Genomic DNA, 23,548 nt, shown 5'->3' on the forward strand with positions numbered 1-23,548 from the left:
GCCGTGCCCCACCCAGCAGGACGTACCCCGCGAAGTAGACGAGGAGCACCGCGGCCACGAGCGGCCGGCCTGCCCAGGCCCCCGCCCCGGTCCCGTGGCCCGAGGCCATCGTCAGCGCCATGTACGCCATCGCCAGCGAGCCGACCAGGTGGTGTGCGTGGTGCAGGCCGTCGCGCAGCAGCCACAGCGCGTGCAGCACGGCCCCGCAGAAGACCGCCAGAAGCACCTGCGGCCCCCACGGCCCGAGGCCCGGCGGCGCGGCCATCACCGCCATCCCGAGGCCCATCAGCGCCTCGCCCGCCGCCGCGCCGCGCGCCCGCCGGCCCGCTCTGCGCGCGAGCCCCAGGCAGTACGCCCCGCTCACCGCGCACAGCGCGACGAGCAGCCAGCCGGGGAGGGCGGCGGGAGCGGACCATGAGGACACAGCGGGACCGTGCACGGCGGGAACCCCCGGGTCGACGGCGTCACGGTGAACAGATGCCCCGGCCCACGGGTCCGCACGCGGCGGCGCGTTAGGCTGTCCGTGCAGCACCGGGCATGTCATATGCCGTTGAGCACACAGCAGAACGGAGCCCCGATGTCGACCGTCGTCCAGCCCGCCGCACTCGAATTCCGCAATGCCGTCGAGGCGGACGTGCCGGCCCTCGTGGAGCTCGTCGAGTCGGCGTACCGCGGGGATGCCAGCCGGGCCGGCTGGACCACGGAGGCGGACTTCCTGGAGGGGCAGCGCACCGACCCGGAGGGGGTGCGCGCCGTCATCCGGACCCCCGACAGCGTCCTGCTCGTCGTCGAGCGCGCGGGCGAGCTCGTCGCCTGCTGCCAGCTCGAACACCGGGGCGACCATGCGTACTTCGGCATGTTCGCCGTCCGTCCCGGGCTGCAGGGCGCCGGCCTCGGCAAGGAGGTCCTCGCCGAGGCGGAGCGCCGGGCCCGGGAGACGTGGGGCATCCGGGAGATGCGGATGACGGTGGTGCACGTCCGGGAGGAGCTCATCGCCTACTACGAGCGCCGCGGCTACCGCCGCACCGGCGAGCTGAGCCCCTTCCCCTACGGCGACGAGCGCTTCGGTGTCCCGCTCCGCGACGACCTGGCCTTCGAACTCCTGGTCAAGGCGCTGTAGGAGCGGTCCACCGGGCGGTGCGCCCCGGCCCGGGAGCCGCGGCCCGGGAGCCGCGGCCCCAGCGCCGGCCGAGCGCCCTGCTCCGGCGCCCCGGATCCGGCCATTGCCGGACCGGGGGCCTCGGGGCGGCGGCCGTCAGGCCGTGAACCGGCCCGTGCTGCGGATCTCGGGGAAGTCGGTGGCCACCCCGTCCAGTTCGAGGGCCCGCGCGAGCCGCAGCTGCTCCAGGGTGTTGGCCGTCCAGCCCGTCACCCGCAGCCCGGCGCGGTGCGCCGCCTCCACGGTCTCCAGGGTGAGCCGCCGCAGGTCCAGGGCGAGCGCCCGCACCCCCGCGGCCAGCGCCCGGTCCACGACCTCCGCGGCCGAGCCCCCGCCCAGATCGGAGTGGAGAACGGTCCGCACGCCCGGCGCCAGCCGGGCCGCCTCGGCGAGTACCGCGTCGTGGAACGAGGCCACCTCCACCCGCGCGGTCAGGTCGCGGCCCACCAGCAGCTCCGCCAGCGCCGCTGCCGCGGGCCGGTCCTGGACGGACACCTGCAGCGGGGTCCGTACGGAGTCCAGGACCTCCTCGAAGACCGGGATGCGCTCGCCCTGCCCGGCGTCCAGACCGCGCAGCTCGTCCAGGGTCAGGTCGGTGACGGCGCCCGAGCCGTCGGTGGTCCGGTCGACGTCCGCGTCGTGCAGGACGACGAGCACACCGTCCTTGCTCAGGCGCAGGTCCAGTGCGATGGCGTCCATGCCGGTGCGTTCCGCGCGGACGAACGACCGCAGGGTGTTCTCCGGCTCGACACCCATGACCCCGCGATGACCGATGGTGAGGAAAGTCAAGGTTCTCTCGCTTCCGTCGACGGCGGCTCCCCGGCGCGGTCGCGGCCCCGGCCCGGCCGCGCGCGGTTGAGGACGCATGCTAGTGCGCCCCGGTCGCGTTGAGACCGCCCGTGCAGAGGACCGGATCCGCCCGGAGGCCGGTTCCCGCCAGGGCCCTGCGCCCCACGCCCGGCCGCGGGGCCCGTGCCGTCTCACCCGTGCGTGGGCGCGCCTCCAAGGCCTTGACAGGACGGCGATGCGCTCGCCCGAACGATGGACTGCGGGAAGAATTGCGGTTTCGATAGGGGTACAGCCGCATAATTTCCTGGACAACCCCTTGAGCAGGACACCCTCACATGCATACGCTGTCATTACGTGAGGTTCTCCTGTGGAGGAAGTGACATGACGGAAACTCTTGTGCCGGGTACCGGCGGGGCCGCGATAGCCGCCGATGCGCGGGTGGTCGACCACCCGGCGTGGCCCGCGCTCAAGGCCGCCGTGGAGGAGATCCGCCCCTGGCAGTCCAAGGACGGTTCGATCGACTTCGAGGCCGAGGGCGCGCCCGCCCCCGAGCAGGTCGAAGCCGCCGTCGAGCGCGCGGCCGCCGCGGTCGAGCAGCTCTCGCCGCTCCTGCCCCACGCCACGGCCTACCACAAGGCGCTCGTCGCGGACCTGCGCAAGTGGGTCGCCGAGGGCTTCCGCGTGCCGGACTTCCTCGACTCGCTGATGGCCTTCCACCCTGCTGCCGAGCGCGCCGACGGCCTCCAGCACCTCGTCGTCTTCCCCATGTACACGCAGAACGGCAACCCGGACCGCAACTTCGAGGCCGTCGTCCTGAAGATGGTGTGGCCCGAGTGGCTCTCCGAGCTGGAGCGCACCCGGTACGACAACCCGCTGTTCCTCGGCATCACCCTCGAGGACTTCACGCCGGGCTACGACACCCACTCCGCGGTGCTCTTCCCGGAGACCATCGCCGTCCGCGAGGCCCCCGAGCGCTTCACCTGGGGCGGTATCTTCTGCGACCGCGAGGCCGCCCGCTACCGCAAGGTCACCGAGGCCGCCGTCGACATCCTCGGCATCGAGCTGCCCGAGGACATCGCCCGCATGGTCGAGGACCAGGAGCGCTGCGAGAAGGCCTTCGTCCTGTGGGACATGGTCCACGACCGCACCCACAGCCACGGCGACCTGCCGTTCGACCCCTTCATGATCAAGCAGCGGCAGCCGTTCTGGATGTACGGCCTGGAGGAGCTGCGCTGCGACCTCACCGCCTTCAAGGAGGCCGTGAAGCTGGAGTCGGAAGGCAACGAGCACGGCCGTGACGTGCAGTACGCCGTCCTCTTCGACCGGATGTTCCGCTTCCCGGTCTCCGGTGACCGCAACCGCAACTACGACGGCCTCGGCGGCCAGCTGCTGTTCGCGTACCTCCACAAGCACGACGTCGTGCGCTGGACGGACAACACGCTGAAGATCGACTGGATGCGCGCCCCGCAGGTCACCAACCAGCTGTGCGCCGAGATCGAGAAGCTGTACCGCGACGGCATCGACCGCCCGAAGCTCGTGCACTGGTTCAAGGCCTACGAGCTGGTGTCCACCTACCTCGCCCCGCACCCGGGCTCCACGTGGGCGAAGGGCCCCGACGCCCTGGACCTGACGCAGCCGCCGCGCAAGCTCGTGGACGACGTGCTTCCCGACGAGTTTCCGCTCAGCATGTTCTATGAGGCGCTCGCCAAGAAGCTCAAGACCGTGATCGCCTCCTGCAAGGGCATCACCGCCCACAACGCCGACACGGCCGAGCGGGCCGCCGCGTGAGCACTCGCCCCCTGGAGGCTGCACAGATGAACAGCGGAAACGAGACCGGGGACCTCGGCAGCCTGAAGGGAGCCGTCGTCGCCGTGGCCGGCGCCGGCGGCCCCGCCGGGCGCGCAGCCCTGCTCCGCCTCGCCGAGGCCGGTGCCGTGGTCGTGGCGTCCGACGCCGACCCGGCGCGCCTGGCCGAGGCCGTGGACGCGGCCCGCTACGCCCACGGCGGTGCCACCGTCACCGGTGACACCGTGGACCTGCTCGACCTCGACGCGACCAAGGAATGGGCCGCGCGGACCGAGAAGGAATTCGGCCGGGTGGACGGCCTCGTCCACCTCGTCGGCGGCTGGCGCGGCAGCACCTCCTTCACGGAGACCGACCTGGGCGACTGGGACTTCCTGGAGAAGCTCCTGATCCGCACCGTCCAGCACACGTCGATCGCCTTCCACGACGCTCTGCTGCGCAGCGACCGGGGCCGCTACGTGCTGGTCAGCCAGTCCGGCGCGCACAAACCCGTCGCGAACAACGCCGCGTACAACGCCGGCAAGGCGGCCGCCGAGGCCTGGACGCTCGCCATGGCCGACTCCTTCCGCAAGGCGGGGGGCGAGGAGGGCCCGGGCGCCGCAGCTGCGATCCTGGTGATCAAGGCACTGGTGCACGACGCGATGCGCGCGGAGCGCCCCAATGCGAAGTTCGCGGGCTTCACCGACGTCAAGGAGCTGGCCGAGGCCATCGCCGGCGTGTGGGAGCGGCCCGCCATCGATGTGAACGGACAGCGTCTGTGGCTCACTCCGCAACCGTGAAGACCGATGCCCGCCGCCACCACGATCCGGCGGTACGCGGTTTCGCGAGCGACAACTACGCAGGGGTCCACCCGGAGATCCTGGAGGCCCTTGCCCTGGCCAACGGCGGCCACCAGGTCGCGTACGGCGAGGACGAGTACACCGAGCACCTGCAGAGGATCATCCGCAGCCACTTCGGTCCGTACGCGGAGGCTTTCCCGGTGTTCAACGGCACCGGCGCGAACGTCACGGCCCTCCAGGCCATGACCGACCGCTGGGGCGCCGTGATCTGCGCCAAGAGCGCCCACATCAACGTGGACGAGGGCGGCGCTCCGGAGCGGATGGCCGGCCTCAAGCTGCTGGCCGTCCCCACCCCGGACGGCAAGCTCACCCCCGAACTCATCGACCAGGAGGCCTGGGGCTTCGAGGACGAGCACCGGGCGATGCCGCAGGTCGTGTCGATCACCCAGAACACCGAGCTGGGCACGGTCTACACCCCGGACGAGATCCGGGCGATCTGCGAGCACGCCCACGGACTCGGCATGAAGGTCCACCTCGACGGCGCCCGCATAGCCAACGCCGCGGCCTCCCTCGACGTGCCGATGCGCACGTTCACCAACGCGGTGGGCGTCGACGTGCTCTCGTACGGCGGCACCAAGAACGGCATGATGTTCGGCGAGGCCGTGGTCGTGGTCAACCCGGACGCGGTCCGGCAGATGAAGCACATCCGCAAGATGTCGATGCAGCTCGCGTCGAAGATGCGCTTCGTCTCCGTCCAGCTGGAGGCGCTGCTCGCCAAGGACCTGTGGCTGCGCAACGCCCGGCAGGCCAACGCGATGGCGCAGCGGCTCGCCGCGGGCGTGCGCGAGACCGACGGGGTGGAGATCCTCTACCCGGTCCAGGCGAACGCGGTGTTCGCGAAGCTGCCGCACGAGGTGTCGCTGCGGCTGCAGCAGCGCTACCGCTTCTACTTCTGGGACGAGGCCGCCGGCCACGTGCGCTGGATGTGCGGTTTCGACACCACGGAGGAGGACGTCGACGGCTTCCTCCAGGCGCTGAAGGAGGAGCTGGCCCGCTGACCGGCCCAGCCACCGCCAAACTGAATGGACATACCCCCGACTGTGAGTTCAGTGAACTGCGGTCGGGGGTATGTCCATGTTCCGGATCGTGCAGCCGACCACCACCGATCGCGATCCTGACGCCTGCCTGGCGGCCGACGGGGCATCGGCCACGACCGCCCGTCCCGTCCGGAAAACCGCCGAAGTCCTCTGGGCCGCCACCGGCAGTGCATACTCATACGCCGCAGCGGCCTACGAGTTAGTCCGCGACACCATCCCGCAGTCCGCTGACTTCGGCGACCCGCGCGTCTCCTGGCGCGCCTCGGACGTGCTCGCCACCCGCAAGGGATCTGCCCACCTCGCGTTTCCCGTTCGCCCGGAACTCGGCGAGGCCGACCATCCCGAGCTGCACGCCGCCCCGCACCCGGCCGTGCTCACGGCGCTCCGGGGCTCCGCCGACCGGCCGCAGCTGTGGCGGAACCTGCCGGAAGCCCTGTAGCCGCGACCGCCCCCGCCCCGGCGCCGCGCGGCGCCACGAGCAGGTGTAGCAGGGCCGACGCGAGAACCAGTACCGCGACCCCCGACAGCAGCAACTGCGGCGGCACGTCGGCGGCCAGTCCCACGAGGGCGGCGCCGACCGAGGCCGCGGTCAGCTTGAGCCCCGCCCCCAGCGTGAACACCTGCGTCCGCACCGCATCGGGGGCGTGGTCCGCCCGGATCCGCAGCGTGGCCGTCAGCAGGGGCCCGTCGCACACGCCCGCCACCGCGAACAGCGCCGCCCCCACCGCCACGGACGGGGAGAAGGCGGCCGCCCCGAGCGCCACCCCCGTGCCCGCCATCGCCCAGCGTGCCATCCGCCCCGGCTCCACCCCCGCGAGCCGGCCCAGCGTCAGCGAGCCCCCGAGCGCCCCCAGCGCGAACGCCGTCATCAGCACACCCCCGGCGCCCGGACTGCCGAGCCGCCCGGCCAGCAGTACCGAGGTGGTGGTGAGGGAGCCCAGCCCCGCGAAGGCCAGCGTCGTCGCCGCCGTGATCGCCCGCAGCTCCGGGATCCGCCAGAGGGCAGCCAGCCCGCCCCCGAGCCCCGCCCGGGAGCCTCCGGCACCGGACGGCGAAGCCACCGTCGGAGCGGCTGTCCTGGTGGTCCGCCCGGACTCGTCCCGCGAAGCCGCCCCGGCGCCGCCGAACGGGAGGGTCGCGACCAGGGCCGCCGCGACCGCACCGCCCAGCGCCAGCACGGCCATCGCCGGCGCCGCAGCCCCGGCCGCCGCGACCAGGCCGACCACCGCCGGAGCCGTCACGGCCGCGGCGTTGTAGGTGCTCGCGTCCCAGCCGTACGCCCGGTCGCGCCGGGCTCCCGCCGACACCAGCCCGGCGACCAGGCTGGACATCCCGCCCGTCACCATCGGCCCGCAGCTCCCGCCGAGCACCGCCACCGCGAGCACCACCGGCAGGGGCGCCCGGCCGAGCAGCACGGCCAGCGCCGCCACCGCGGACGTGAACCCCGCCAGCGCGCCGACGTGGAACAGCCGCGGCCGCCGGGCCCTGCCCGCGGCCGCCCCGGCGAGCGGAGCCGCCAGGACGTGCGGGGCCAGCCACGCCGTCAGTACGAACGCCCCGTACGCGGCGCTCCCGGTGCGCTCCAGGGCGAGCAGCACAACCGCCAGGCTCATGCCCTCCGAGGCGAAGCGCGCGGCCACCGCCGCCGCCAGATACCGCCCGAACCCGACCATGCCGGACCCTCCCCCGATCGTGTAACGTCATGGCGGCTCAAGACGTTACGTGCTGCGGGAGCAGGACGAAAGCATGTACGGCGAAAAAGGTGTACAGCGAAAAGGTGCAGGCGAAAGGAACAGGGCATGACCGACTCCGCGCAGGGCTTCTCGGCCGCACGGCGGCTCGTCGACCTCGCCGAGGCGGTCCGGGCCGACCCCGGTCTCCCGCGGACCGGCCTCACCGCACTGCTCGCCCGGCACGGGGAGAACCCCGCCGACCTCACGCCCGGGGCCTTCACCGAGGCCGACGCCGCCGACCTGCGCGCCGCCGCCCGGCGGATGGCGGACCTCCTCGCCGAGCCGGACGAGGACCGCTCCGCGGAAGCCCTCAACGCCCTCTTCGCGCAGTACGCCGCCCGGCCCCGCCTGACCCGGCACGACGGCCACCCCTGGCACCTCCACGTGGACCGGGGCGACGAGGCCGGCTGGGGCGAGTGGTTCCTGGCCGCCGGAGCCCTGGCCCTCGCCCAGCTGCTCACCGAGCACGGCCGGATCGTATGGGGCGCCTGCGCCGCCGCCGGCTGCGGCCGGCTCTTCCTCGGCGGCGGCCCCGGCAGCGCCCGCCGCTACTGCTCCGGCACCTGCGCCACGCGCGAACGCGTCGCCGCCCACCGCCGGCGCAAGCGCGCGGAAGCCGGGGCGGCGGGCGCGGCAGGCGCACGGGCGGCGGAGGCGGCAGAGACAGGGGCGGCGGAGGCGGCAGGCGCACGGGCGGCGGCAGGCACAGGGGCGGAGGCGGCGACGGGGCCGTGGTCCGGCGCCGGGCGGTAGCGGCCGCCCGACGGCATGCGAAAGCCCGTGCGGTCCGCCGCCGGGCGGGGGCCGCACGGGCCCGAGAGTTCACCCGACCCGGTGGTACCGGATCAGCCCGCTTCCTTGACCTGGGCCGGCGTCGGCGCCGAGCCGCCCAGGTGTGCCGGCTGCCACCAGGCGCCCTCGGCGTCCTTCCGGTCCACCGGGTAGGCGCGCTGAGCGGCCTCCAGCAGCTCCTGCACCCGCTCCCGCAGCCGCCGCGTGATCGCCCCGGCGTACTGGTCGGTCGGCGCCTCGATCGGCTCGCCCACCCGCAGCGTCACGGGGATGTGGCTGCGCTTGAAATTGCGCGGCCTGCCCTTGGTCCACAGCCGCTGGGTGCCCCACAGGGCCACCGGGATCAGCGGGACTCCGGCCTCCTGTGCCATCCGTGCCGCACCCGACTTGAAGCTCTTCAGCGTGAAGGACTGGGAGATCGTCGCCTCCGGAAACACCCCGATGATCTCGCCGGCGCGCAACGAGTCGAGGGCGTGCCGGTAGGCGGTCTCACCCTGCGCCCGGTCCACCGGAATGTGCTTCATCGCGCGCATCAGCGGGCCCGACACCTTGTGGCGGAACACCGACTCCTTCGCCATGAACCGCACCAGCCGCTTCTGCGGCCGGGCCGTCAGACCGGCGAAGATGAAGTCGAGGTAGCCGATGTGGTTCGAGACCAGGACCGCACCGCCCTGGCGCGGGATGTTCTCGGCGCCCTTCATGTCGATCCGGATGTCCAGCGCCCGGAACAGCGCGTGGGCGGCGCCGATCACCGGGGGGTAGACGAGCTCAGCCATGAGGGGGAGACCCCGCTTTCTGCCTGGGGAGGTTCTCCCGGCCGTAAGTTACGGCTGCGTAGGTACGCGGCCACTGCGGATCGTGCCGTATTCGAGCCCTGCTGGCCAGCCCAGACGCCCGTCCCCGGGGAGATTCTCGTCACGCGGGGAACCACCCGGGGAATGCAGCGCACGCCGCAGGCGCTCGGACCGCCGTACGAACGTACTTCAATGATGCGGGACGCGGTGTCCGCGGGTGACGGTGGCGGTGATGGTGATGGCGGCGGGAGCGGGAGTGGGAGTGGGAGTGGACGGGGACGCGGCGGGACAAGGGGCCGGCGCCGGGCGGCTGGATGCCGCACGGCTGGGCGCCGAACCGGGGGAGCGGGCGAGCCTGGTGCAGTTCTCCACCGCCTTCTGCCAGCCCTGCCGGGCCACCCGGCGGATCCTGGCCGAAGTGGCGGGCCTGGTCGACGGCGTCGCCCACATCGAGATCGACGCCGAGCAGAACCTCGACCTGGTACGCGCCCTGGGCATCGAGAAGACCCCGACCGTGCTCGTCCTGGACGCGGGCGGCCGGATCGTCCGGCGCGCTGCGGGGATGCCGCGCAAAGCCGATGTGATCGCCGCGCTGGGCGCTGCGATGTGACCGGTGCGCCGGTGCACGCACCCGCACGCAGCGTGACGCGCCTCGCATCTTCCCGCCCCCGCTTGACTGTGTACAGCAGAGATCGCCAGGCTGACCGCATGAGGTACGAACTTCTGCTGTACGGGCGCGTCCATGTGGACCTCGTCCGTCACGCGAGTGCGCGCTGTCAGGCTCACTGAACGACCCGCCCTGACCCGATGTCCGACGCGCTCGTGCCCGCCGCCCTGCGGCAGAGCAGAAGGAAGGCCCCCCGATGACGGCCCCGACGGCCTCCGCGGCCCAGTCCGCCCCGCTTGCCACTGCGTCCCTCCGCTCCGGTCCGCCTCCGCAGACCGCCATGCCGGCGCAGCCCCGCCCGGCCGACCTGTTCGCGTCCGCCCTGCCCGGCTCGCCCGAGCTGCTGCGCTCGGTCTTCCGGCAGCACGCCGCGGGGGTCGCCGTGATCACAGCCGCGGACGGTGACCGGCCGGTCGGCTTCACCGCGACCTCGCTCAACTCGGTCTCCGCCGAACCGCCACTGCTCTCGTTCACCACCGGTACCAGCTCCTCCAGCTGGCCCGCCCTGCGCGACTGCGACCACCTCGGCGTGCACATACTGGGCGAGCACCAGAAGGAGCTGGCGGGCCTGTTCGCCCGCAGCGGAGCGGACCGTTTCGGTCCGGGTACCGGCTGGTCGCGGGGGCCCCACGGGGTGCCGCTGCTGGACGGCGTACTGGCGTGGCTGGTGTGCCGGGTGGTGGCGCGGGTGCCGGCCGGCGAGCACCGGGTGATCATCGCGGAAGCCGTGCTCGGTGACCCTGCGGGACAGGGTCGTCCGCTGCTGTACCACCAGGGGCGCTTCAACGCGTTGCGTGACTGAATCGTCCCTGCTGGGGCGGGTTGGGGTGGCGTTGGACAGATCACAGTTCAGCGGCCTTGCCTCCCGGGGAGACCCGCGATGTACTGGCGAGTAACATTCTGATCGGAGCGCGGGCCGCCCCGACCGGGATCCGCCCGACAAGGCGCCTATGCTGCCTGCATAAGGCGGTATCAGAAACAAGACGATGCGGTAGGAGAGCCGGCGTGAGCCTGAGGATCGTTGTCTGTGTGAAGTACGTGCCCGACGCCACCGGCGACCGGCACTTCGCCGATGACCTGACGGTGGACCGCGACGACGTCGACGGTCTGCTGTCGGAGCTCGACGAGTACGCCGTCGAGCAGGCGCTGCAGATCGCCGAGGACGCCGACGACGCCGAGATCACCGTGCTGACGGTGGGCCCGGAGGACGCCAAGGACGCCCTGCGCAAGGCGCTGTCCATGGGTGCCGACAAGGCCATCCACGTCGAGGACGACGACCTGCACGGCACCGACGTGATCGGCACCTCCCTGGTGCTGGCCAAGGCCGTCGAGAAGGCCGGCTACGACCTGGTCATCACGGGCATGGCGTCGACCGACGGCACCATGGGTGTCCTCCCGGCCCTCCTGGCCGAGCGCCTGGGCGTCCCGCAGGTCACCCTGCTCTCCGAGGTCAGTGTCGAGGACGGCACCGTCACGGGCCGCCGCGACGGCGACACCGCGAGCGAGCAGCTCGAGGCCTCCCTCCCGGCGGTCGTCTCCGTGACGGACCAGTCGGGCGAGGCCCGCTACCCGTCCTTCAAGGGCATCATGGCCGCCAAGAAGAAGCCGGTGCAGTCCTGGGACCTGTCCGACCTCGACCTCGAGGCGGAGGAGGTCGGCCTGGAGGGCGCCTGGACCGCGGTGGACTCCGCGGCGCAGCGTCCGGCGCGCACCGCCGGCACGATCGTCAAGGACGAGGGCGAGGGCGGCAAGCAGCTGGCCGAGTTCCTGGCCGGCCAGAAGTTCATCTAGTGGAGGTGGCCGCGCGGGTCGGTTGCAACACGCCCCGCGCGGCCCGGATTGCTCTTCGCAGGAGCATCCCCGTGACTCCTCCCCCGAAGGGGCTTCTCACTCGACTGTCGAGACGGCCTCATGACGGACAAGCCCTGCCCGGCGCTCGGAGGCGCGGGTTGAGCCCAGCAGTCAACATGTCTTTCCCCGGATGAAGTTCGGGGTTCTCGCCCAGGAGTAGTAATGGCTGAAGTCCTCGTCTACGTCGACCACGTGGACGGCGCCGTCCGCAAGCCCACCCTCGAGCTGCTGACCCTGGCCCGCCGCATCGGCGAGCCCGTCGCCGTCGCCCTCGGCGCCGGTGCCGAGAACACCGCCGCCGTGCTCGCCGAGCACGGCGCGGTCAAGGTCCTCACCGCCGACGCCCCCGAGTTCGCCGAGTACCTCGTCGTGCCGAAGGTCGACGCGCTGCAGGCCGCCTACGAGGCCGTGTCCGCCGCGGGCTCCCTGGCCGCCGTGCTCGTCCCGTCCTCCGCCGAGGGCAAGGAGATCGCGGCCCGCCTCGCCGTCCGCATCGGTTCCGGCATCATCACCGACGCCGTCGACCTGGAGGCCGGTGACGAGGGCCCGGTCGCGACGCAGTCCGCGTTCGCCGCGTCCTTCACCACCAAGTCCCGTGTCTCCAAGGGCACCCCGGTCATCACCGTCAAGCCGAATTCGGCCGCGGTCGAGGCCGCCCCGGCCGCCGGTGCCGTCGAGGCGCTCGCCGTCACCTTCGGCGCCCTGGCCACCGGCACCAAGGTCACCTCGCGCACCCCGCGCGAGTCGACCGGCCGTCCCGAGCTGACCGAGGCCGCGATCGTGGTCTCCGGCGGCCGCGGCGTCAACGGCGCCGAGAACTTCGCCATCATCGAGGCGCTGGCCGACTCCCTCGGTGCGGCCGTCGGTGCCTCGCGCGCCGCCGTCGACGCCGGCTGGTACCCGCACACCAACCAGGTCGGCCAGACCGGCAAGTCGGTCTCCCCGCAGCTGTACGTCGCCACCGGTATCTCCGGCGCGATCCAGCACCGGGCTGGCATGCAGACCTCGAAGACCATCGTGGCCATCAACAAGGACGCCGAGGCCCCGATCTTCGAGCTCGTCGACTACGGCGTCGTGGGCGACCTCTTCGAGGTCGTCCCGCAGCTGACCCAGGAGATCCAGGCGCGCAAGGGCTGACCTGCGCCTCTCTCCGTCACGGGGCCGTGTGGTGTTCTCACCGCACGGCCCCGAGTCGTTGCTGTCGCCACCGGGCGGGACCATTGACGGAGCGGAACCCCATGACTAAATTCTGCTATGCGGATCCGTGATTCCGTGAAGCGGAAAGAGGAGGGTGTGGGATGGGTCAGCAGGAGAAGGTGGCGACGAGCCTCGCAGGCGCGGTCAGCGAGGGCATCAGCGCCTCCCTCGCCCCGGTGGACGCGGAACTCGCCCGCCACTACCCGGGCGACCCCGGCACCCGCCAGCCCGTCCACACCGTCTACGTGCCCGGTGACGTCTTCGCCGCGGACACCATCCGCGCCTGGGGCGACCAGGCCCTCGCCGCCCTCGACGAGCACGCCCCCGATGCCGCTGCCTTCGCCGAGGTCCTCGGCATCGGCGACGAGCTCGCCGGCCCCGTCTACGAGCGGGTCCGTGCCAAGCTGCAGCGCGAGCCCGTCGAGGACCTGCGCGTCGACTTCGAGGACGGCTTCGGGGTGCGCTCCGACGATGAGGAGGACCAGGCTGCCGCCCGCGCCGCCCGGCTCGTCTCCGAGTCCTTCGCCAACGGCACCAACGCCCCTTACACGGGCATCCGGATGAAGTGCATGGAGGCCGGCGTCCGCGACCGCGGGATCCGCACCACCGACGTCTTCCTTTCCGGGCTCCTGGAACACGGCGGCCTGCCCGAGGGCCTCGTCCTGACCCTCCCCAAGGTCACGTACGCCGAACAGGTCAGCGCCTTCGTCAGGCTGCTGGAGGCCTTCGAGTCCGCCCGCGGCCTGCGCCCCGGCCGCATCGGCTTCGAGATCCAGATCGAGACCAGCCAGGCCATCCTCGCCTCCGACGGCACCGCCACCGTGGCACGGATGATCGAAGCCGCCAAGGGCCGCGCGACCGGCCTGCACTACGGCACCTTCGACTACAGCGCCTGCGTCGGCGTGTCCGCCGCCTACCAGTCCAGCGACCACCCGGCCGCCGACCACGCCAAGGCGATCATGCAGGTCGCGGCCGCGGGGACCGGCGTACGCGTCTCCGACGGCTCGACCAACGTCAAGCCGGTCGGCACCACCGAGCAGGTCCACGAGGCGTGGAAGCTGCACTACGGCCTCACCCGCCGTGCCCTGGCCCGCGCCTACTACCAGGGATGGGACATGCACCCGGGCCACCTGCCGACCCGGTACGCGGCCGTGTTCGCCTTCTACCGCGAGGGTCTCGAAGCGGCGGCCGCGCGGCTGAAGGCGTACGTCGCCAAGCTGGAGGGCGACGTGATGGACGAGCCCGCCACGGCGAAGGCCCTGGCCGGCTACCTGGTCCGCGGCATGGACTGCGGGGCGGTCGGCGCCGACGAGGTCACCGCCCTGACCGGCCTCACCCGCGCCGAACTCGACGCCTTCGCGATCCCGCGCCGATCGGCCACGACGGCCACTGCCTGAAGGGGCCGATGGCCTGGCGGGCCTGATGCGGACTCGGCCCGATGCGGGCTCGGTCGGGCGGGGAGCCCGGCCGGTGACGGGATACCGGCCGGTCGGCCCCGTGGGAGCGGCCGGGCCGGCAGCGGTCACGTGCGCATCGGGCCGATGGCCCACAGGTTCAGGGCACTGTCCGCACCGACGGTGGCGAGCAGACTGCCGTCAGGGGAGAAGGCCAGGCCGTTGACGGGCCCGGCATGACCCGCCAACGGGGAGTCGACGCGCTCCCCGGTCGCCGGATCCCACAGGAGGACCACGCCGTCGTGCCCGGCGGTGGCGAGCAGGTTGCCGTCCGGGGCGAACGCCAGGTGGTCGACCTGCGAGACCTGATGGGTGAGCGGGCTGCCGTGCCGGCCGCCGCCATCGATGTCCCACAGCCGTACGGTGGAGTCCCCGGCCGGCGCGGCCAAGGTCCGCCCGTCCGGGGAGAACGCGATCGTCCGGGAGCCCGGTTACGGTCCCCCCCACCAGGATGTGCGTACCGGGCCGCCAGAGCCGGATGTCGCCGGCGCTGTCGACCGATGCCAGCATCCGGCCGTCCGGGGAGAACGCGATCGCCGTGACCGCGCTCAGGGGGCTTCCAGAGAGGTCGTGCAACGTCCCGCCGACCGGTTGCCCGTCGGGGACGGTGCGCAGGAGTACCGAGCCGTCCCCGGCCAGCGACGCCAGCAGGAGGCCGTCCGGGGAGAACACGAGCTGGCGCGACGTGCCCGCTCGACCGGCCGGCCACGTCTGCCGTACCGCGCCGGTCACCGGATCACGCAGCCAGACGGCCCCGTCGGGGGATTCGGTGGCCAGGAGGGCGCCGTCCGGCGAGAACGCCAGGCAGTGGGGCGCGGACGGCGGTGCGAGCGCCGACGGCCCGAGGGGGCCCGGGTGACCGGGTCCCACAGACGCAGCGCGCGCTCCAGAGACGTCGTCGCAAGGAGGCGGCCGTCGGGCGAGAACGCGACGCGCAGGAGACCGTGGCCGCCCACCCGGACGGACGGCAGCCGGATCGCCCACCGCTCGCACAGCGCGGCCTCCAGGGCCCTGGAGGCGAGGGGCGTACCGCGCGATGCGCTGTCGGAGCGGGTTCCGGCGGCGGGGTCGAACGCGCCGACGCGTTCGTACAGCAGGACCCCGCCGTCGGAAGCGGTGGCCAGCAGCCGGCCGTCGGGAGAGAAGGCGATGCCCTCGACCCTGGTGGTGTGGCCCGTGAGCGGTGGCCCCACGGGCCGGCCCGTGGCGGTGTCCCAGAGCCGTACGGTCGTGTCCCGGGAGCCGGTGGCGAGCAGTACCGGCGGCCACGACCGGCCCTTCCTGTCGCTGCACGCGGCCGTCGTTCTGCTGACCGCCCTCGTGATCGGGTTCGTCGTCGGCGGGCTGAGCCACCTCGGTGGCATGCCCGCCCCCCTCGCCGTGCTCGCCGGGCTCGCCGCCGGAGCGGCCGTGCCCGTACTGCACGGCCTGATCCGGTGACCGTCAAGCGTGCGGCGGGAGTTCGCCCGAGCCGCGCGGGATGAGGCGGGTCGGCAGCTCGATACGGGCCGGGGGGAGCGCGGCGCCCGCCAGACGCCGGAACAGGCGGTCCGTGGCCACCCGGCCCAGGGCCGCCGCGTCCTGCGCCACCACCGTCACACCGGGGCGCAGCAGATCGGCCAGCTCGAAGTCGTCGAAGCCGACCAGTGCGACGGGGTGCGGGTTCCGGTGTTCGGCCAGGACGCGTACCGCTGTCACCGTCACGCGGTTGTTCCCCGCGAACAGCGCCGTGACCGGGTCGGCGCCCGTCAGCATCGCTCGGGCTGCCGCCGCGACGGTTCGCGGGGCCGTCGGGCCGAGCGAGACCCAGGACGGCGCCACCGGCAGGCCTGCGTCCGCCATGGCCGCCCGGTAGCCGCGCAGGCGTTCCGCCGCCGTGTGGATGTGCGGGCGGTCGCCGATGAACCCGATCCGGCGGTGGCCGGCCCCGATCAGGTGGGCCACGCCCTCGCGGGCACCGGCGAAGCTCTCGGAGAGCACGACGTCCGCTTCGATGCGGCCCGGCGGCCGGTCCACGAAGACGGTGGCCACCCCGGCCCGGATCTCCGGCTCCAGATAGCGGTGGTCGTCACCGGCCGGGATCACGATCAGGCCGTCCACGCGGCGTGCGCACAGGGCGAGCGCCAACTCCCGCTCCCGGTCCGGGTCCTCCGCGCTGGACCCGTTCACGAGCAGCGCACCGTGCGATCGGGCCACCTCCTCCACGGCCCGGTTCAGCGGCCCGTAGAACGGGTCGGCGAGGTCTTCCAGGACCAGGCCGACGGTGGCGGTGCGGCCCTTGCGGAGCACGCGCGCGCTGTCGTTGCGGCGGAAGCCGAGCACCTCGATGGCCTCCTGGACCCGGCCGGCCGTCTCGGGAGTGACCCCCGGCTCCCCGTTGACGACCCGGGACACCGTCTTCAGGCCCACCCCGGCGCGGGCCGCCACGTCCTTCATGGTCGGCCGGTGGCCGTAGCGGGACTCGGACGGGCGACGGCTCTGTGACACTGGACGGGATCCCTCCGGGTCGGGTTGGGGGGCGTGGGTCGGGGCGGTCTGCAACGGACGTGCGGGGGGTGGCGCCGTGGTCCTGAGGATAAGCACCGCGCCCGTGCGCGGGTTTCCGTGGCAGGGTGATCGGGGCAAGCCACAGGGGGCTTCGGACGAGCCGTGGGGAGAGGGATAGACGTGATTGTCTGGATCAACGGCACATTCGGCGCCGGGAAGACCAGCACGGCCCGCGAACTGACCGGCATCCTGCCGGACAGCACCCTGTACGACCCGGAGCTCGTCGGCGACGCGCTGCGCAGGCTGCTGCCGCGCAAGCGGTTGGAGGAGGTGAGCGACTATCAGGACCTTCCGAGCTGGCGGCGCCTGGTGGTCGACACGGCCGCCGCGATGCTCGCCGAGGTGGGCGGGGTGCTCGTCGTACCGATGACGCTGCTGCGGCAGGAGTACCGGGACGAGATGTTCGGCGGGCTGGCGGCGCGGCGGATCCCGGTGCGGCACGTACTGCTGGCCCCGGAGGAAACGATCCTGCGGGGGCGGATCGCGACCCGGCAGGAGCCGGGGGAACCGGAGGAGGTGGACCTGCGGGTGCGGCAGTGGTCGTACGACCACATTCCGGCCTACCGGCAGGCACTGGGCAGCTGGCTTGCCGGCGATGCGTACGTCATCGACAACGGCGGGCTGAGCGTGCGGGAGACGGCGGAACGGATCGCCGAGGCCATGCGCACGGAGGCGGCCGGGGTCTGCGACATCGTGCAGACCCCGGAGCCGACACGGGAGACCGTGGCGGCCGGGGTGCTGCTGTTCGACGCTGATGACCGGGTGCTGCTGGTGGATCCGACGTACAAGGCGGGGTGGGAGTTCCCGGGCGGGGTCGTCGAGGCGGGCGAGGCACCGGCTCGGGCGGGGGTGCGGGAGGTCGCCGAGGAACTCGGCATCGAGTTGGGCGGATTGCCCGGGCTGCTGGTCGTGGACTGGGAACCGCCCGTGCGCCCCGCGTACGGCGGGCTCCGGCTGCTCTTCGACGGGGGCCGGTTGGACGCCGAGGACACGGCCCGACTGCGGCTTCCGGGACCGGAGTTGCGGGCCTGGCGGTTCGTCACGGAAGCAGAGGCCGCGGAACTGCTGCCGCCGGTGCGCTACGAGCGGTTGAGGTGGGCGCTGCGGGCGCGGGAACGGGGTCGGGCGTTGTACTTGGAGTCGGGGAGGCCGGTGGGGTAGCGGCCTGGCCCTGGGCCCTGGGCCGGGGGTGCGGCGTGTCCGGGCCCCGGCCGCCCATTGCCCTTCCCGGGCGGACCATGGAGGGCGCTCCTCCTGCGCCGTTGTGTCGCTGACGCGGTGCCATGTCACGTCAGGGGCCCGGGTGTTGCCGCGGTCAGGGGAGGAGCGGCTCGGGCGCAGCCGCGGCCTGGAGGACGGTCGCCGTGTCCTTGGTCAGGGGGTCCCCGTGGCCGAAGCAGGCCACCGCCGGGGCCAGTGCCGCCAGGCGGCGGAAGGACGCCCGGGCCTGCTCGTGGTCCACGTTGAACACGCCGAGCATGACCTGGCCGACGCCGGCGATGCAGTCGCCCGTGAACAGCACGCCGTGGCGGGGGAGGTGGATGCCGATGCTGCCCGGGGTGTGGCCGGGGGAGTGGACGACCACCGCGCCGTCACCGAACGGGAGGACGTCGCCGTCCTGCACTTCGATGTCGACTCGTGTCGGCGGTGCCTCGGGGACCGTCAGGCCGTGCTCGTACAGCGGGATCTCCCAGTCCAGGAGTACCGGTTCCGGGACGGGCTGCTCGCCCCGGATGACCGGTGCCTCCAGGCGGTGGGCGAGGACGTGTGCGCCCCGGCGGCCGGCGAGTTCCTCCGCCGCGCCGATGTGGTCGCGGTGGCAGTGGGTCAGGACGATCCGGTCTAATCGGTCCGGGACGTGGCCCAGGGAGCGGATCGCCTGCTCGATGGAAGGGGTTGAGGTGATGTGCCCTGCGTCGATGAGCGTGAGGGAGCCGTTCGTGTCCCGCCAGAGGTACGCCTGGCCGATCGGGAAGCGGAGCATGTGCAGTTGTCCGGGCAGTATCTCGACAAGATCCATGCTTCGAACGTACGGCCGTCGTGGGCGGGGTGGAACGACCTTTCACCCGGAGCGGAGTTCACCCGTGGCGTAGGCGGCCCGGGGACGGGGCCGGGCCGCCTGCGCGGGTCAGGCGCCCTTGGAAGCGGCGTAGTTGACGAGGAAGTGGGCCTCGGCCACGGAGAGGCGCTCCAACTCCTCCGGGGAGACGCTCTCGTTGACCGCGTGGATCTGCGCCTCCGGCTCGCTCAGGCCGATCAGGAGCATCTCCGCGTCCGGGTACAGGGACGTCAGCGTGTTGCACAGGGGGATCGAGCCGCCCATGCCGCTGACCTGCATTTCCTGGCCCGGGTAGGCCACCTGCAGGGCGGCGGCCATGGAGGCGTACGCCGGGCTGGTCGTGTCCGCCCGGAACGGCTGGCCCTGGCCGACCACCTCCAGTTCGAGCTGCGCCTTCCACGGGGTGTGCGCGATCAGGTGGGCTTCGAGGAGCTTCACGGCCTCGGCGGTGTCCACGCCCGGCGGCACGCGCAGGCTGATCAGTGCGGCGGCGCTCGCGTGCACCGACGGGGTGGCGCCGACCACCGGCGGGCAGTCGATGCCGAGCACGGTGACGGCCGGGCGGGCCCAGAGGCGGTCCGCGATGGTCCCTTCGCCGATCAGCTCGACCCCGTCGAGGACCTTCGCGTCGGCCCGGAAGTCCTCCTCCGGGTACTGCAGGCCCTCCCACACCGCGTCCGAGGCCAGGCCGTCGACGGTCGTCGAGCCGTCCGCGGCGCGCAGCGAGTCCAGCAGGCGGATCAGCGCGGCCAGGGCGTCGGGGGCGACGCCGCCGAACATGCCGGAGTGCAGGTTGCCGCCCAGCGTGTCGATCTTCACCTTGAGCATGCACATGCCGCGCAGGGTCGCCGTGACGGTCGGCAGTCCGGGGCGGAAGTTGCCCGCGTCGCCGATGACGATGGTGTCGGCGGTCAGCAGCTCCGGATTCGCCTCCGCGTACTGCTGCAGGCCGCCGGTGCCCTGCTCCTCCGAGCCCTCGACGATCACCTTCACGCTCACGGGGACGCCGCCGTTGGCCTTCAGGGCGCGCAGCGCCAGCAGGTGCATGATGAAGCCGCCCTTGCAGTCCGCGGCGCCGCGGCCGTACCAGCGGCCGTCCCGCTCGGTCAGCTCGAACGCCGGGGAGATCCAGGCGTCGTCGTCCAGCGGGGGCTGCACGTCGTAGTGCGCGTAGAGGAGGACCGTGGGCGCGCCCTCGGGTCCGGGCAGGAAGCCGTACACCGACTGGGTGCCGTCGGGGGTGTCGAGCAGGGCCACGTCCCGGAAGCCCTCGGCGCGCAGCGCGTCGGCCACCCAGTTCGCCGCCCCCTCGCTCTCGCTCCGGGGGAACTGCGCCCAGTCCGCCACCGACTGGAAGGCCACCAGCTCGGTCAGCTCCTGCTTGGCGCGGGGCATCAGTGAGGCGATGGTCTCGGCGATCGGATTCTGGGACATGGGCACGCTCCTCCTGGGTGAGACGTTGTGTCACGTGTACGCCTGCCGGCATCCGCCTGGTGGGCGTGTGCCGGATCCGGTCGCCCGGGTACGGCGGCCGGGCGCGGCGCAAGGCAGTCCGATCCTCGCACAGCAGAGCGGGCCGGACACGGGCCGTAGGATTTCCCCGGCATCGGAGCAACCATGATCAGGAGCAGCAGCACATCGTGAGCAGCGACGACGACGTACGCGACGCAGCAGGGCAGGCCGCTGAGGGGGCGGGGGACGTGGTGGCCGGGGGAACCGGCGAGGTGTGGGACGTGGTCGTGGTCGGCGCCGGCCCGGCCGGCGCTTCGGCGGCCCGTGCGGCGGCGAGCGCGGGGCGGCGGGTGCTCCTGCTGGAGAAGGCGGAGCTGCCCCGGTACAAGACGTGCGGAGGCGGGATCATCGGGCCGTCGCGTGACGCGCTGCCGCCCGGCTTCCAGCTGCCGCTGAAGGACCGGATCCATGCGGTCACGTTCACCTTGAACGGCAAGCTGACCCGCACGCGCCGGTCCAGGCACATGCTGTTCGGGCTCATCAACCGGCCCGAGTTCGACGCCGGGCTGGTCGCCGAGGCGGAGAAGGCGGGGGCGACCGTTCGTACGGGCACCGCCGTCGCCCGCGTCGAGCAGCACGGGGCGGCGGTGCCGGACCGGCGCACCGTCGCCGTGGTCCTCGCGGACGGGGAGACGGTCCTGGCCCGTGCGGTGGTCGGGGCCGACGGCAGCGCCAGCCGGATCGGCGCGCACGTCGGCGTCGAGATGGACCAGGTGGACCTCGGCCTGGAGGCGGAGATCCCGGTACCGGCGACGGTGGCCGAGGACTGGAAGGGCCGCGTCCTCATCGACTGGGGGCCGCTTCCCGGCAGTTACGGCTGGGTCTTCCCCAAGGGCGACACGCTCACGGTCGGGGTGATCTCGGCGAAGGGCGAAGGCGCTGCCACCAAGCGGTACCTGGAGGACTTCATCGCCCGGCTGGGGCTGGCCGGCTTCGAGCCGTCCGTGTCCTCCGGGCACCTGACGCGCTGCCGCAAGCCGGATTCGCCGCTGTCGCGGGGGCGGGTACTGGTCGCGGGCGACGCGGCCGGGCTGCTGGAGCCGTGGACCCGGGAGGGCATCTCGTACGCGCTGCGCTCGGGCCTGCTCGCCGGGGAGTGGGCGGTCAAGATCGCCGAGGCGCAGGACGCGGTGGACGCGCGGCGCCAGGCCCTGAACTACGCCTTCGCCATCAAGGCCGGGCTGGGTGTGGAGATGGCCGTCGGCCGGCGGATGCTGACCCTCTTCGAGGCGAAGCCGGGTCTGCTCCACGCCGCGATGACGGGCTTCCGCCCGGCGTGGCGCGCCTTCGCCCGGATCACGCGGGGCGCGACGACGCTGGCCGACCTCGTCCGGACGTCCCCGCTGGCCCGCAAGGCCCTCCACGCCCTGGACAACAGGGCCTCCCGCCCGACCCAGCCCCGGCAGCAGCCCCGCTGACAGCTGCAGGGCCTGGGGCCGGTCGGTGTCCGGCCGGTCCCGGTGGTCGGTTGGGGTTCGGTCCGGCTCCGGCAGGTCGGGGTCGGACCAGCGCTGTCGGCCGGTTGGTGTCCTGCTCAGCCCCCTGGTGGCGGTTGGGGCCCCGCCCGGCGGTGCCGGTCGGTTGTCCCGGCCCTGCCCGTTGATCGCTGGGGGCCCGACCCGTCGCGCTCTGTGGTCCCGCCCTGGCCCCGTTGACAGCCAGGGGCCGGCCCGATCGACGGGGCGCTGGGGGCTTGCCAGGGCCCGGTGGCCGAGGCCGGGCTCTGCGGGCCGGGCCTCGGGGTGGGGTCCTGAGGTCTGCGGGGCCGGGCCTGGTGGCCGTGTGGCCCATCGGGTCGGCCCCCGGTGCAGGGCGAGCCGGCTGGCCTCCGCGGGACCGGCCCGCGCCTTGCCGGCGCCTCCTGCGGTTCCCTCCGGTTGGCTTCAGCGGGTGAGGGTGCGGGTTGCGGCTGCGGGGCCCGCATCCGATCGCGGCTGCGGGTCCCGCCTGGTCTGGCTGCGCGTCCCGCCGGTCCGTCCGCCTGGTGAGCCCCCGTGGCCCGACCTTCCGGCCGTTGGAGGCCGCATCGATCGTCGCCGGGGCCTGCTTGGCCTTCCGGGGATCCGCCGGTCGGCTGCTGCGCGTCGGCTCCGACCTGCGTTGCGGCCCGGTTGGTCGGCCTGTTTGCGCAGCCCGGGCTCGGGCCCGCCCGCCGGTCGCGGGTAGGTCACCGGAACGGCGTCCGGCCTGCCTCGGCCGCCCTGGGGCCGGTCCGACCGCGACGCCCGCCCCACCCAGGGCCCCGGCGGCGACCGGACTCGCCCGCGGCACGCGCGCGCCCGCACACCACACGAGGCGGCGGGCCGGGCCACCGTCCGGTTCCGGGGAGGTCTGGGGTGGACCTCCCGTCGGACGTTGTCCGATCTTGTGGGCGCGTGTTCGGCCCGCGGGCTTTGGCCGGGCGTTGCCGTTGTGACCCTGCCTCGGTCCGAGCGCGGGCTCCCCCGCGTGTCTGCTGTGGTCGGGCTCGCCACCGCGAAGTCGGCGCCGTCGCCCGCAGGGTGGGCAGCTGAACGCCGCCCGGACGGCACAGAGCCGAGCTGCGGCGTTGACCGCACCCGACTCGATGGCGGCCGATCACCCGTGACGGCGCAAGGCCGAGCGCCGGCGATCACTGCTTTCACGACTGCGGCAGGGAGGTCAACGAGTCCTACCCGACGTCCACGGGTTGCCGTGCCGCCTCGGCGACCTGAAGGAGCGCCGGACCTCAGGCGTCGAATCGGCTTTCAGGGGGACAGGGTCAGGCGGAAGACGGGGTGGTCGGCCGATGCTGCCTGGAGGTCTGCCTCGGGGGAGTCCGCGTCGACGCCCTGGAAGAAGGCGTTGACCTCCCAACCCCACCGCTTCAGGTAGGCGCGCAGCACACGGGCCTTCTCCGCCGGGTCGGTGAGTTCGGTGACCGTGAACCTGCGGACCTTGCGGCCCACGCGCAGCTCGCCGCCGCCCGCCGCCCGCATGTTGCGGACCCACTGGGAGTGGCCGCGGGCCGACACCAGGTACTGCTCGCCGTCGTACGTGTGCGGGTTGACCGGGATCCGCTGCATCCGGCCGGACGTGCGGCCGCGGACCGACATTTCGGCGGTGCCGGCCAGGCTGATGCCGGCGCGGGCCAGCTTGCCCATGAGGGAGTTCAAACGGGCGGCGAGGGGGCCGGCTTTCACGTAGTACGGGGTGCTGGGCGTGGACATGGTCGCCTCCGACGGCAACGGGAGAGCGGTGCTCTCGCTTGAGAGCAGTGTGCACCCGGTTGGCGTGAGGAAGCAAGAGCAGTGCTCTTGCTTTGGTGCGGTGATCTCGCCGTGTGGCACACTGACG

Annotated in this window: 23 protein-coding genes and 2 pseudogenes; 14 read left to right on the top strand and 11 right to left on the bottom strand. The window is 73.1% G+C overall.

Annotated features, from left to right (window positions below; translation table 11 throughout):
* Positions 1-424 (bottom strand): DUF5134 domain-containing protein (locus HYE82_RS13565; protein ID WP_309144306.1); only part of this gene is annotated, 424 nt, incomplete at its 3' end.
* A gap of 153 nt (positions 425-577) precedes the next feature.
* On the opposite strand from HYE82_RS13565, the gene HYE82_RS13570 reads away from it, so the two are divergent.
* Positions 578-1,120, top strand: a complete 543-nt coding sequence (locus HYE82_RS13570) for a GNAT family N-acetyltransferase (protein ID WP_179174295.1) — start codon at positions 578-580, stop codon at positions 1,118-1,120.
* A gap of 135 nt (positions 1,121-1,255) precedes the next feature.
* Here the strand turns inward: HYE82_RS13570 and HYE82_RS13575 are convergent, their stop codons facing one another.
* Positions 1,256-1,948 (bottom strand): glycerophosphodiester phosphodiesterase family protein, encoded by a 693-nt coding sequence (locus HYE82_RS13575; protein ID WP_179174272.1) that lies wholly within the window; start codon positions 1,946-1,948, stop codon positions 1,256-1,258.
* A gap of 381 nt (positions 1,949-2,329) precedes the next feature.
* Between HYE82_RS13575 and HYE82_RS13580 the strand changes: the two genes are divergently transcribed.
* The 4 genes from HYE82_RS13580 to HYE82_RS13595 all read left to right on the top strand — a co-directional run bounded on the left by HYE82_RS13580 (position 2,330) and on the right by HYE82_RS13595 (position 6,066).
* Positions 2,330-3,736, top strand: a complete 1,407-nt coding sequence (locus HYE82_RS13580; RefSeq protein WP_179174273.1) for a DUF6421 family protein — start codon at positions 2,330-2,332, stop codon at positions 3,734-3,736.
* A 26-nt stretch (positions 3,737-3,762) separates the two neighbouring features.
* Positions 3,763-4,530, top strand: coding sequence for an SDR family NAD(P)-dependent oxidoreductase (locus HYE82_RS13585; protein ID WP_179174274.1), 768 nt, complete (start codon positions 3,763-3,765; stop codon positions 4,528-4,530).
* Positions 4,527-5,588: a low specificity L-threonine aldolase gene (locus HYE82_RS13590; RefSeq protein ID WP_179174296.1), complete on the top strand. Its 1,062-nt coding sequence runs from the start codon at positions 4,527-4,529 to the stop codon at positions 5,586-5,588. Before HYE82_RS13585 ends, HYE82_RS13590 begins: the two co-directional genes overlap by 4 nt.
* 70 nt (positions 5,589-5,658) lie before the next feature.
* Entirely contained in the window at positions 5,659-6,066 is a 408-nt protein-coding gene (locus tag HYE82_RS13595) for a hypothetical protein (protein ID WP_256987177.1), read from the top strand.
* Here the strand turns inward: HYE82_RS13595 and HYE82_RS13600 are convergent.
* Positions 6,002-7,300, bottom strand: coding sequence for an MFS transporter (locus tag HYE82_RS13600; RefSeq protein ID WP_179174275.1), 1,299 nt, complete (start codon positions 7,298-7,300; stop codon positions 6,002-6,004). The two genes, HYE82_RS13595 and HYE82_RS13600, sit on opposite strands and share 65 nt — an antisense overlap.
* Positions 7,301-7,426: 126 nt before the next feature.
* On the opposite strand from HYE82_RS13600, the pseudogene HYE82_RS13605 reads away from it, so the two are divergent.
* Positions 7,427-7,972 (top strand): annotated as a pseudogene (locus HYE82_RS13605) (CGNR zinc finger domain-containing protein); the annotation flags it as partial.
* Between the two features lie 233 nt (positions 7,973-8,205).
* Here HYE82_RS13605 and HYE82_RS13610 read toward each other — a convergent pair.
* Positions 8,206-8,928, bottom strand: coding sequence for a 1-acyl-sn-glycerol-3-phosphate acyltransferase (locus HYE82_RS13610; RefSeq protein WP_179174277.1), 723 nt, complete (start codon positions 8,926-8,928; stop codon positions 8,206-8,208).
* Positions 8,929-9,184: 256 nt separating this feature from the next.
* Here HYE82_RS13610 and HYE82_RS13615 point away from each other — a divergent pair, with 256 nt between their 5' ends.
* The 5 genes from HYE82_RS13615 (at position 9,185) to HYE82_RS13635 (ending at position 14,058) form a co-directional block, all read left to right on the top strand.
* A complete protein-coding gene (locus HYE82_RS13615; RefSeq protein ID WP_256987179.1) occupies positions 9,185-9,556 on the top strand; it encodes a thioredoxin family protein in 372 nt (123 codons plus the stop codon).
* Between the two features lie 337 nt (positions 9,557-9,893).
* Positions 9,894-10,415 (top strand): flavin reductase family protein, encoded by a 522-nt coding sequence (locus HYE82_RS13620; RefSeq protein WP_256987180.1) that lies wholly within the window; start codon positions 9,894-9,896, stop codon positions 10,413-10,415.
* A 203-nt stretch (positions 10,416-10,618) separates the two neighbouring features.
* Positions 10,619-11,404 carry an electron transfer flavoprotein subunit beta/FixA family protein gene (locus tag HYE82_RS13625; protein WP_179174279.1) on the top strand — a complete coding sequence of 262 codons (786 nt, stop codon included), beginning with the start codon at positions 10,619-10,621 and terminating at the stop codon, positions 11,402-11,404.
* Between the two features lie 222 nt (positions 11,405-11,626).
* Positions 11,627-12,601: an electron transfer flavoprotein subunit alpha/FixB family protein gene (locus tag HYE82_RS13630; RefSeq protein ID WP_179174280.1), complete on the top strand. Its 975-nt coding sequence runs from the start codon at positions 11,627-11,629 to the stop codon at positions 12,599-12,601.
* Positions 12,602-12,762: 161 nt separating this feature from the next.
* Positions 12,763-14,058: an aldolase/citrate lyase family protein gene (locus tag HYE82_RS13635; RefSeq protein WP_179174281.1), complete on the top strand. Its 1,296-nt coding sequence runs from the start codon at positions 12,763-12,765 to the stop codon at positions 14,056-14,058.
* A 125-nt stretch (positions 14,059-14,183) separates the two neighbouring features.
* Here HYE82_RS13635 and HYE82_RS39250 read toward each other — a convergent pair whose 3' ends face one another.
* The 3 genes and pseudogenes from HYE82_RS39250 to HYE82_RS13645 all read right to left on the bottom strand — a co-directional run bounded on the left by HYE82_RS39250 (position 14,184) and on the right by HYE82_RS13645 (position 15,308).
* On the bottom strand, positions 14,184-14,531 hold the full coding sequence (locus HYE82_RS39250; RefSeq protein WP_309144309.1) for a hypothetical protein: 348 nt from the start codon (positions 14,529-14,531) through the stop codon (positions 14,184-14,186).
* A 64-nt stretch (positions 14,532-14,595) separates the two neighbouring features.
* Positions 14,596-14,847, bottom strand: a pseudogene (locus tag HYE82_RS39495) (hypothetical protein); the annotation flags it as partial.
* On the bottom strand, positions 14,844-15,308 hold the full coding sequence (locus HYE82_RS13645) for a hypothetical protein (RefSeq protein WP_309144307.1): 465 nt from the start codon (positions 15,306-15,308) through the stop codon (positions 14,844-14,846). The pseudogene HYE82_RS39495 and the gene HYE82_RS13645, both read right to left, overlap by 4 nt.
* Positions 15,309-15,360: 52 nt before the next feature.
* Here HYE82_RS13645 and HYE82_RS39255 point away from each other — a divergent pair, with 52 nt between their 5' ends.
* Entirely contained in the window at positions 15,361-15,555 is a 195-nt protein-coding gene (locus HYE82_RS39255) for a hypothetical protein (protein WP_369009804.1), read from the top strand.
* Between the two features lie 3 nt (positions 15,556-15,558).
* Here the strand turns inward: HYE82_RS39255 and HYE82_RS13650 are convergent, their stop codons facing one another.
* On the bottom strand, positions 15,559-16,551 hold the full coding sequence (locus HYE82_RS13650; RefSeq protein WP_179174298.1) for a LacI family DNA-binding transcriptional regulator: 993 nt from the start codon (positions 16,549-16,551) through the stop codon (positions 15,559-15,561).
* A gap of 231 nt (positions 16,552-16,782) precedes the next feature.
* Between HYE82_RS13650 and HYE82_RS38970 the strand changes: the two genes are divergently transcribed.
* Positions 16,783-17,823 carry an NUDIX hydrolase gene (locus HYE82_RS38970; RefSeq protein WP_179174284.1) on the top strand — a complete coding sequence of 347 codons (1,041 nt, stop codon included), beginning with the start codon at positions 16,783-16,785 and terminating at the stop codon, positions 17,821-17,823.
* 154 nt (positions 17,824-17,977) lie between these two features.
* On the opposite strand, the gene HYE82_RS13660 is transcribed toward HYE82_RS38970, so the two are convergent.
* Together HYE82_RS13660 and HYE82_RS13665 are read right to left on the bottom strand one after the other, a co-directional pair.
* Positions 17,978-18,682, bottom strand: a complete 705-nt coding sequence (locus HYE82_RS13660) for an MBL fold metallo-hydrolase (RefSeq protein ID WP_179174285.1) — start codon at positions 18,680-18,682, stop codon at positions 17,978-17,980.
* A 108-nt stretch (positions 18,683-18,790) separates the two neighbouring features.
* Positions 18,791-20,155 carry a dipeptidase gene (locus HYE82_RS13665; RefSeq protein ID WP_179174286.1) on the bottom strand — a complete coding sequence of 455 codons (1,365 nt, stop codon included), beginning with the start codon at positions 20,153-20,155 and terminating at the stop codon, positions 18,791-18,793.
* A 290-nt stretch (positions 20,156-20,445) separates the two neighbouring features.
* Here HYE82_RS13665 and HYE82_RS13670 point away from each other — a divergent pair, with 290 nt between their 5' ends.
* Positions 20,446-21,651: a geranylgeranyl reductase family protein gene (locus tag HYE82_RS13670; RefSeq protein ID WP_179174299.1), complete on the top strand. Its 1,206-nt coding sequence runs from the start codon at positions 20,446-20,448 to the stop codon at positions 21,649-21,651.
* Between the two features lie 1,308 nt (positions 21,652-22,959).
* Here HYE82_RS13670 and HYE82_RS13675 read toward each other — a convergent pair.
* Complete coding sequence (locus HYE82_RS13675) at positions 22,960-23,421, bottom strand: nitroreductase/quinone reductase family protein (protein ID WP_179174287.1); 462 nt, start codon at positions 23,419-23,421, stop codon at positions 22,960-22,962.
* Positions 23,422-23,548 lie beyond the last annotated feature (127 nt).

The sequence above is a fragment of the Streptomyces sp. BR123 genome (assembly GCF_013401435.1).
In the GTDB taxonomy this organism is placed as follows: Bacteria; Actinomycetota; Actinomycetes; order Streptomycetales; family Streptomycetaceae; genus Streptomyces.

What these genes read in the sequence shown, in the direction of transcription:
- HYE82_RS13570 (WP_179174295.1), top strand. Translation starts at nt 578, where the DNA reads ATGTCGACCGTCGTCCAGCCCGCCGCACTCGAATTCCGCAATGCCGTC.
- HYE82_RS13580 (WP_179174273.1), top strand. Translation starts at nt 2,330, where the DNA reads ATGACGGAAACTCTTGTGCCGGGTACCGGCGGGGCCGCGATAGCCGCC.
- HYE82_RS13585 (WP_179174274.1), top strand. Translation starts at nt 3,763, where the DNA reads ATGAACAGCGGAAACGAGACCGGGGACCTCGGCAGCCTGAAGGGAGCC.
- HYE82_RS13595 (WP_256987177.1), top strand. Translation starts at nt 5,659, where the DNA reads ATGTCCATGTTCCGGATCGTGCAGCCGACCACCACCGATCGCGATCCT.
- HYE82_RS13600 (WP_179174275.1), bottom strand. Translation starts at nt 7,300, where the DNA reads ATGGTCGGGTTCGGGCGGTATCTGGCGGCGGCGGTGGCCGCGCGCTTC.
- HYE82_RS13610 (WP_179174277.1), bottom strand. Translation starts at nt 8,928, where the DNA reads ATGGCTGAGCTCGTCTACCCCCCGGTGATCGGCGCCGCCCACGCGCTG.
- HYE82_RS13615 (WP_256987179.1), top strand. Translation starts at nt 9,185, where the DNA reads ATGGCGGCGGGAGCGGGAGTGGGAGTGGGAGTGGACGGGGACGCGGCG.
- HYE82_RS13620 (WP_256987180.1), top strand. Translation starts at nt 9,894, where the DNA reads ATGCCGGCGCAGCCCCGCCCGGCCGACCTGTTCGCGTCCGCCCTGCCC.
- HYE82_RS13630 (WP_179174280.1), top strand. Translation starts at nt 11,627, where the DNA reads ATGGCTGAAGTCCTCGTCTACGTCGACCACGTGGACGGCGCCGTCCGC.
- HYE82_RS13635 (WP_179174281.1), top strand. Translation starts at nt 12,763, where the DNA reads ATGGGTCAGCAGGAGAAGGTGGCGACGAGCCTCGCAGGCGCGGTCAGC.
- HYE82_RS13650 (WP_179174298.1), bottom strand. Translation starts at nt 16,551, where the DNA reads ATGAAGGACGTGGCGGCCCGCGCCGGGGTGGGCCTGAAGACGGTGTCC.
- HYE82_RS13660 (WP_179174285.1), bottom strand. Translation starts at nt 18,682, where the DNA reads ATGGATCTTGTCGAGATACTGCCCGGACAACTGCACATGCTCCGCTTC.
- HYE82_RS13665 (WP_179174286.1), bottom strand. Translation starts at nt 20,155, where the DNA reads ATGTCCCAGAATCCGATCGCCGAGACCATCGCCTCACTGATGCCCCGC.
- HYE82_RS13675 (WP_179174287.1), bottom strand. Translation starts at nt 23,421, where the DNA reads ATGTCCACGCCCAGCACCCCGTACTACGTGAAAGCCGGCCCCCTCGCC.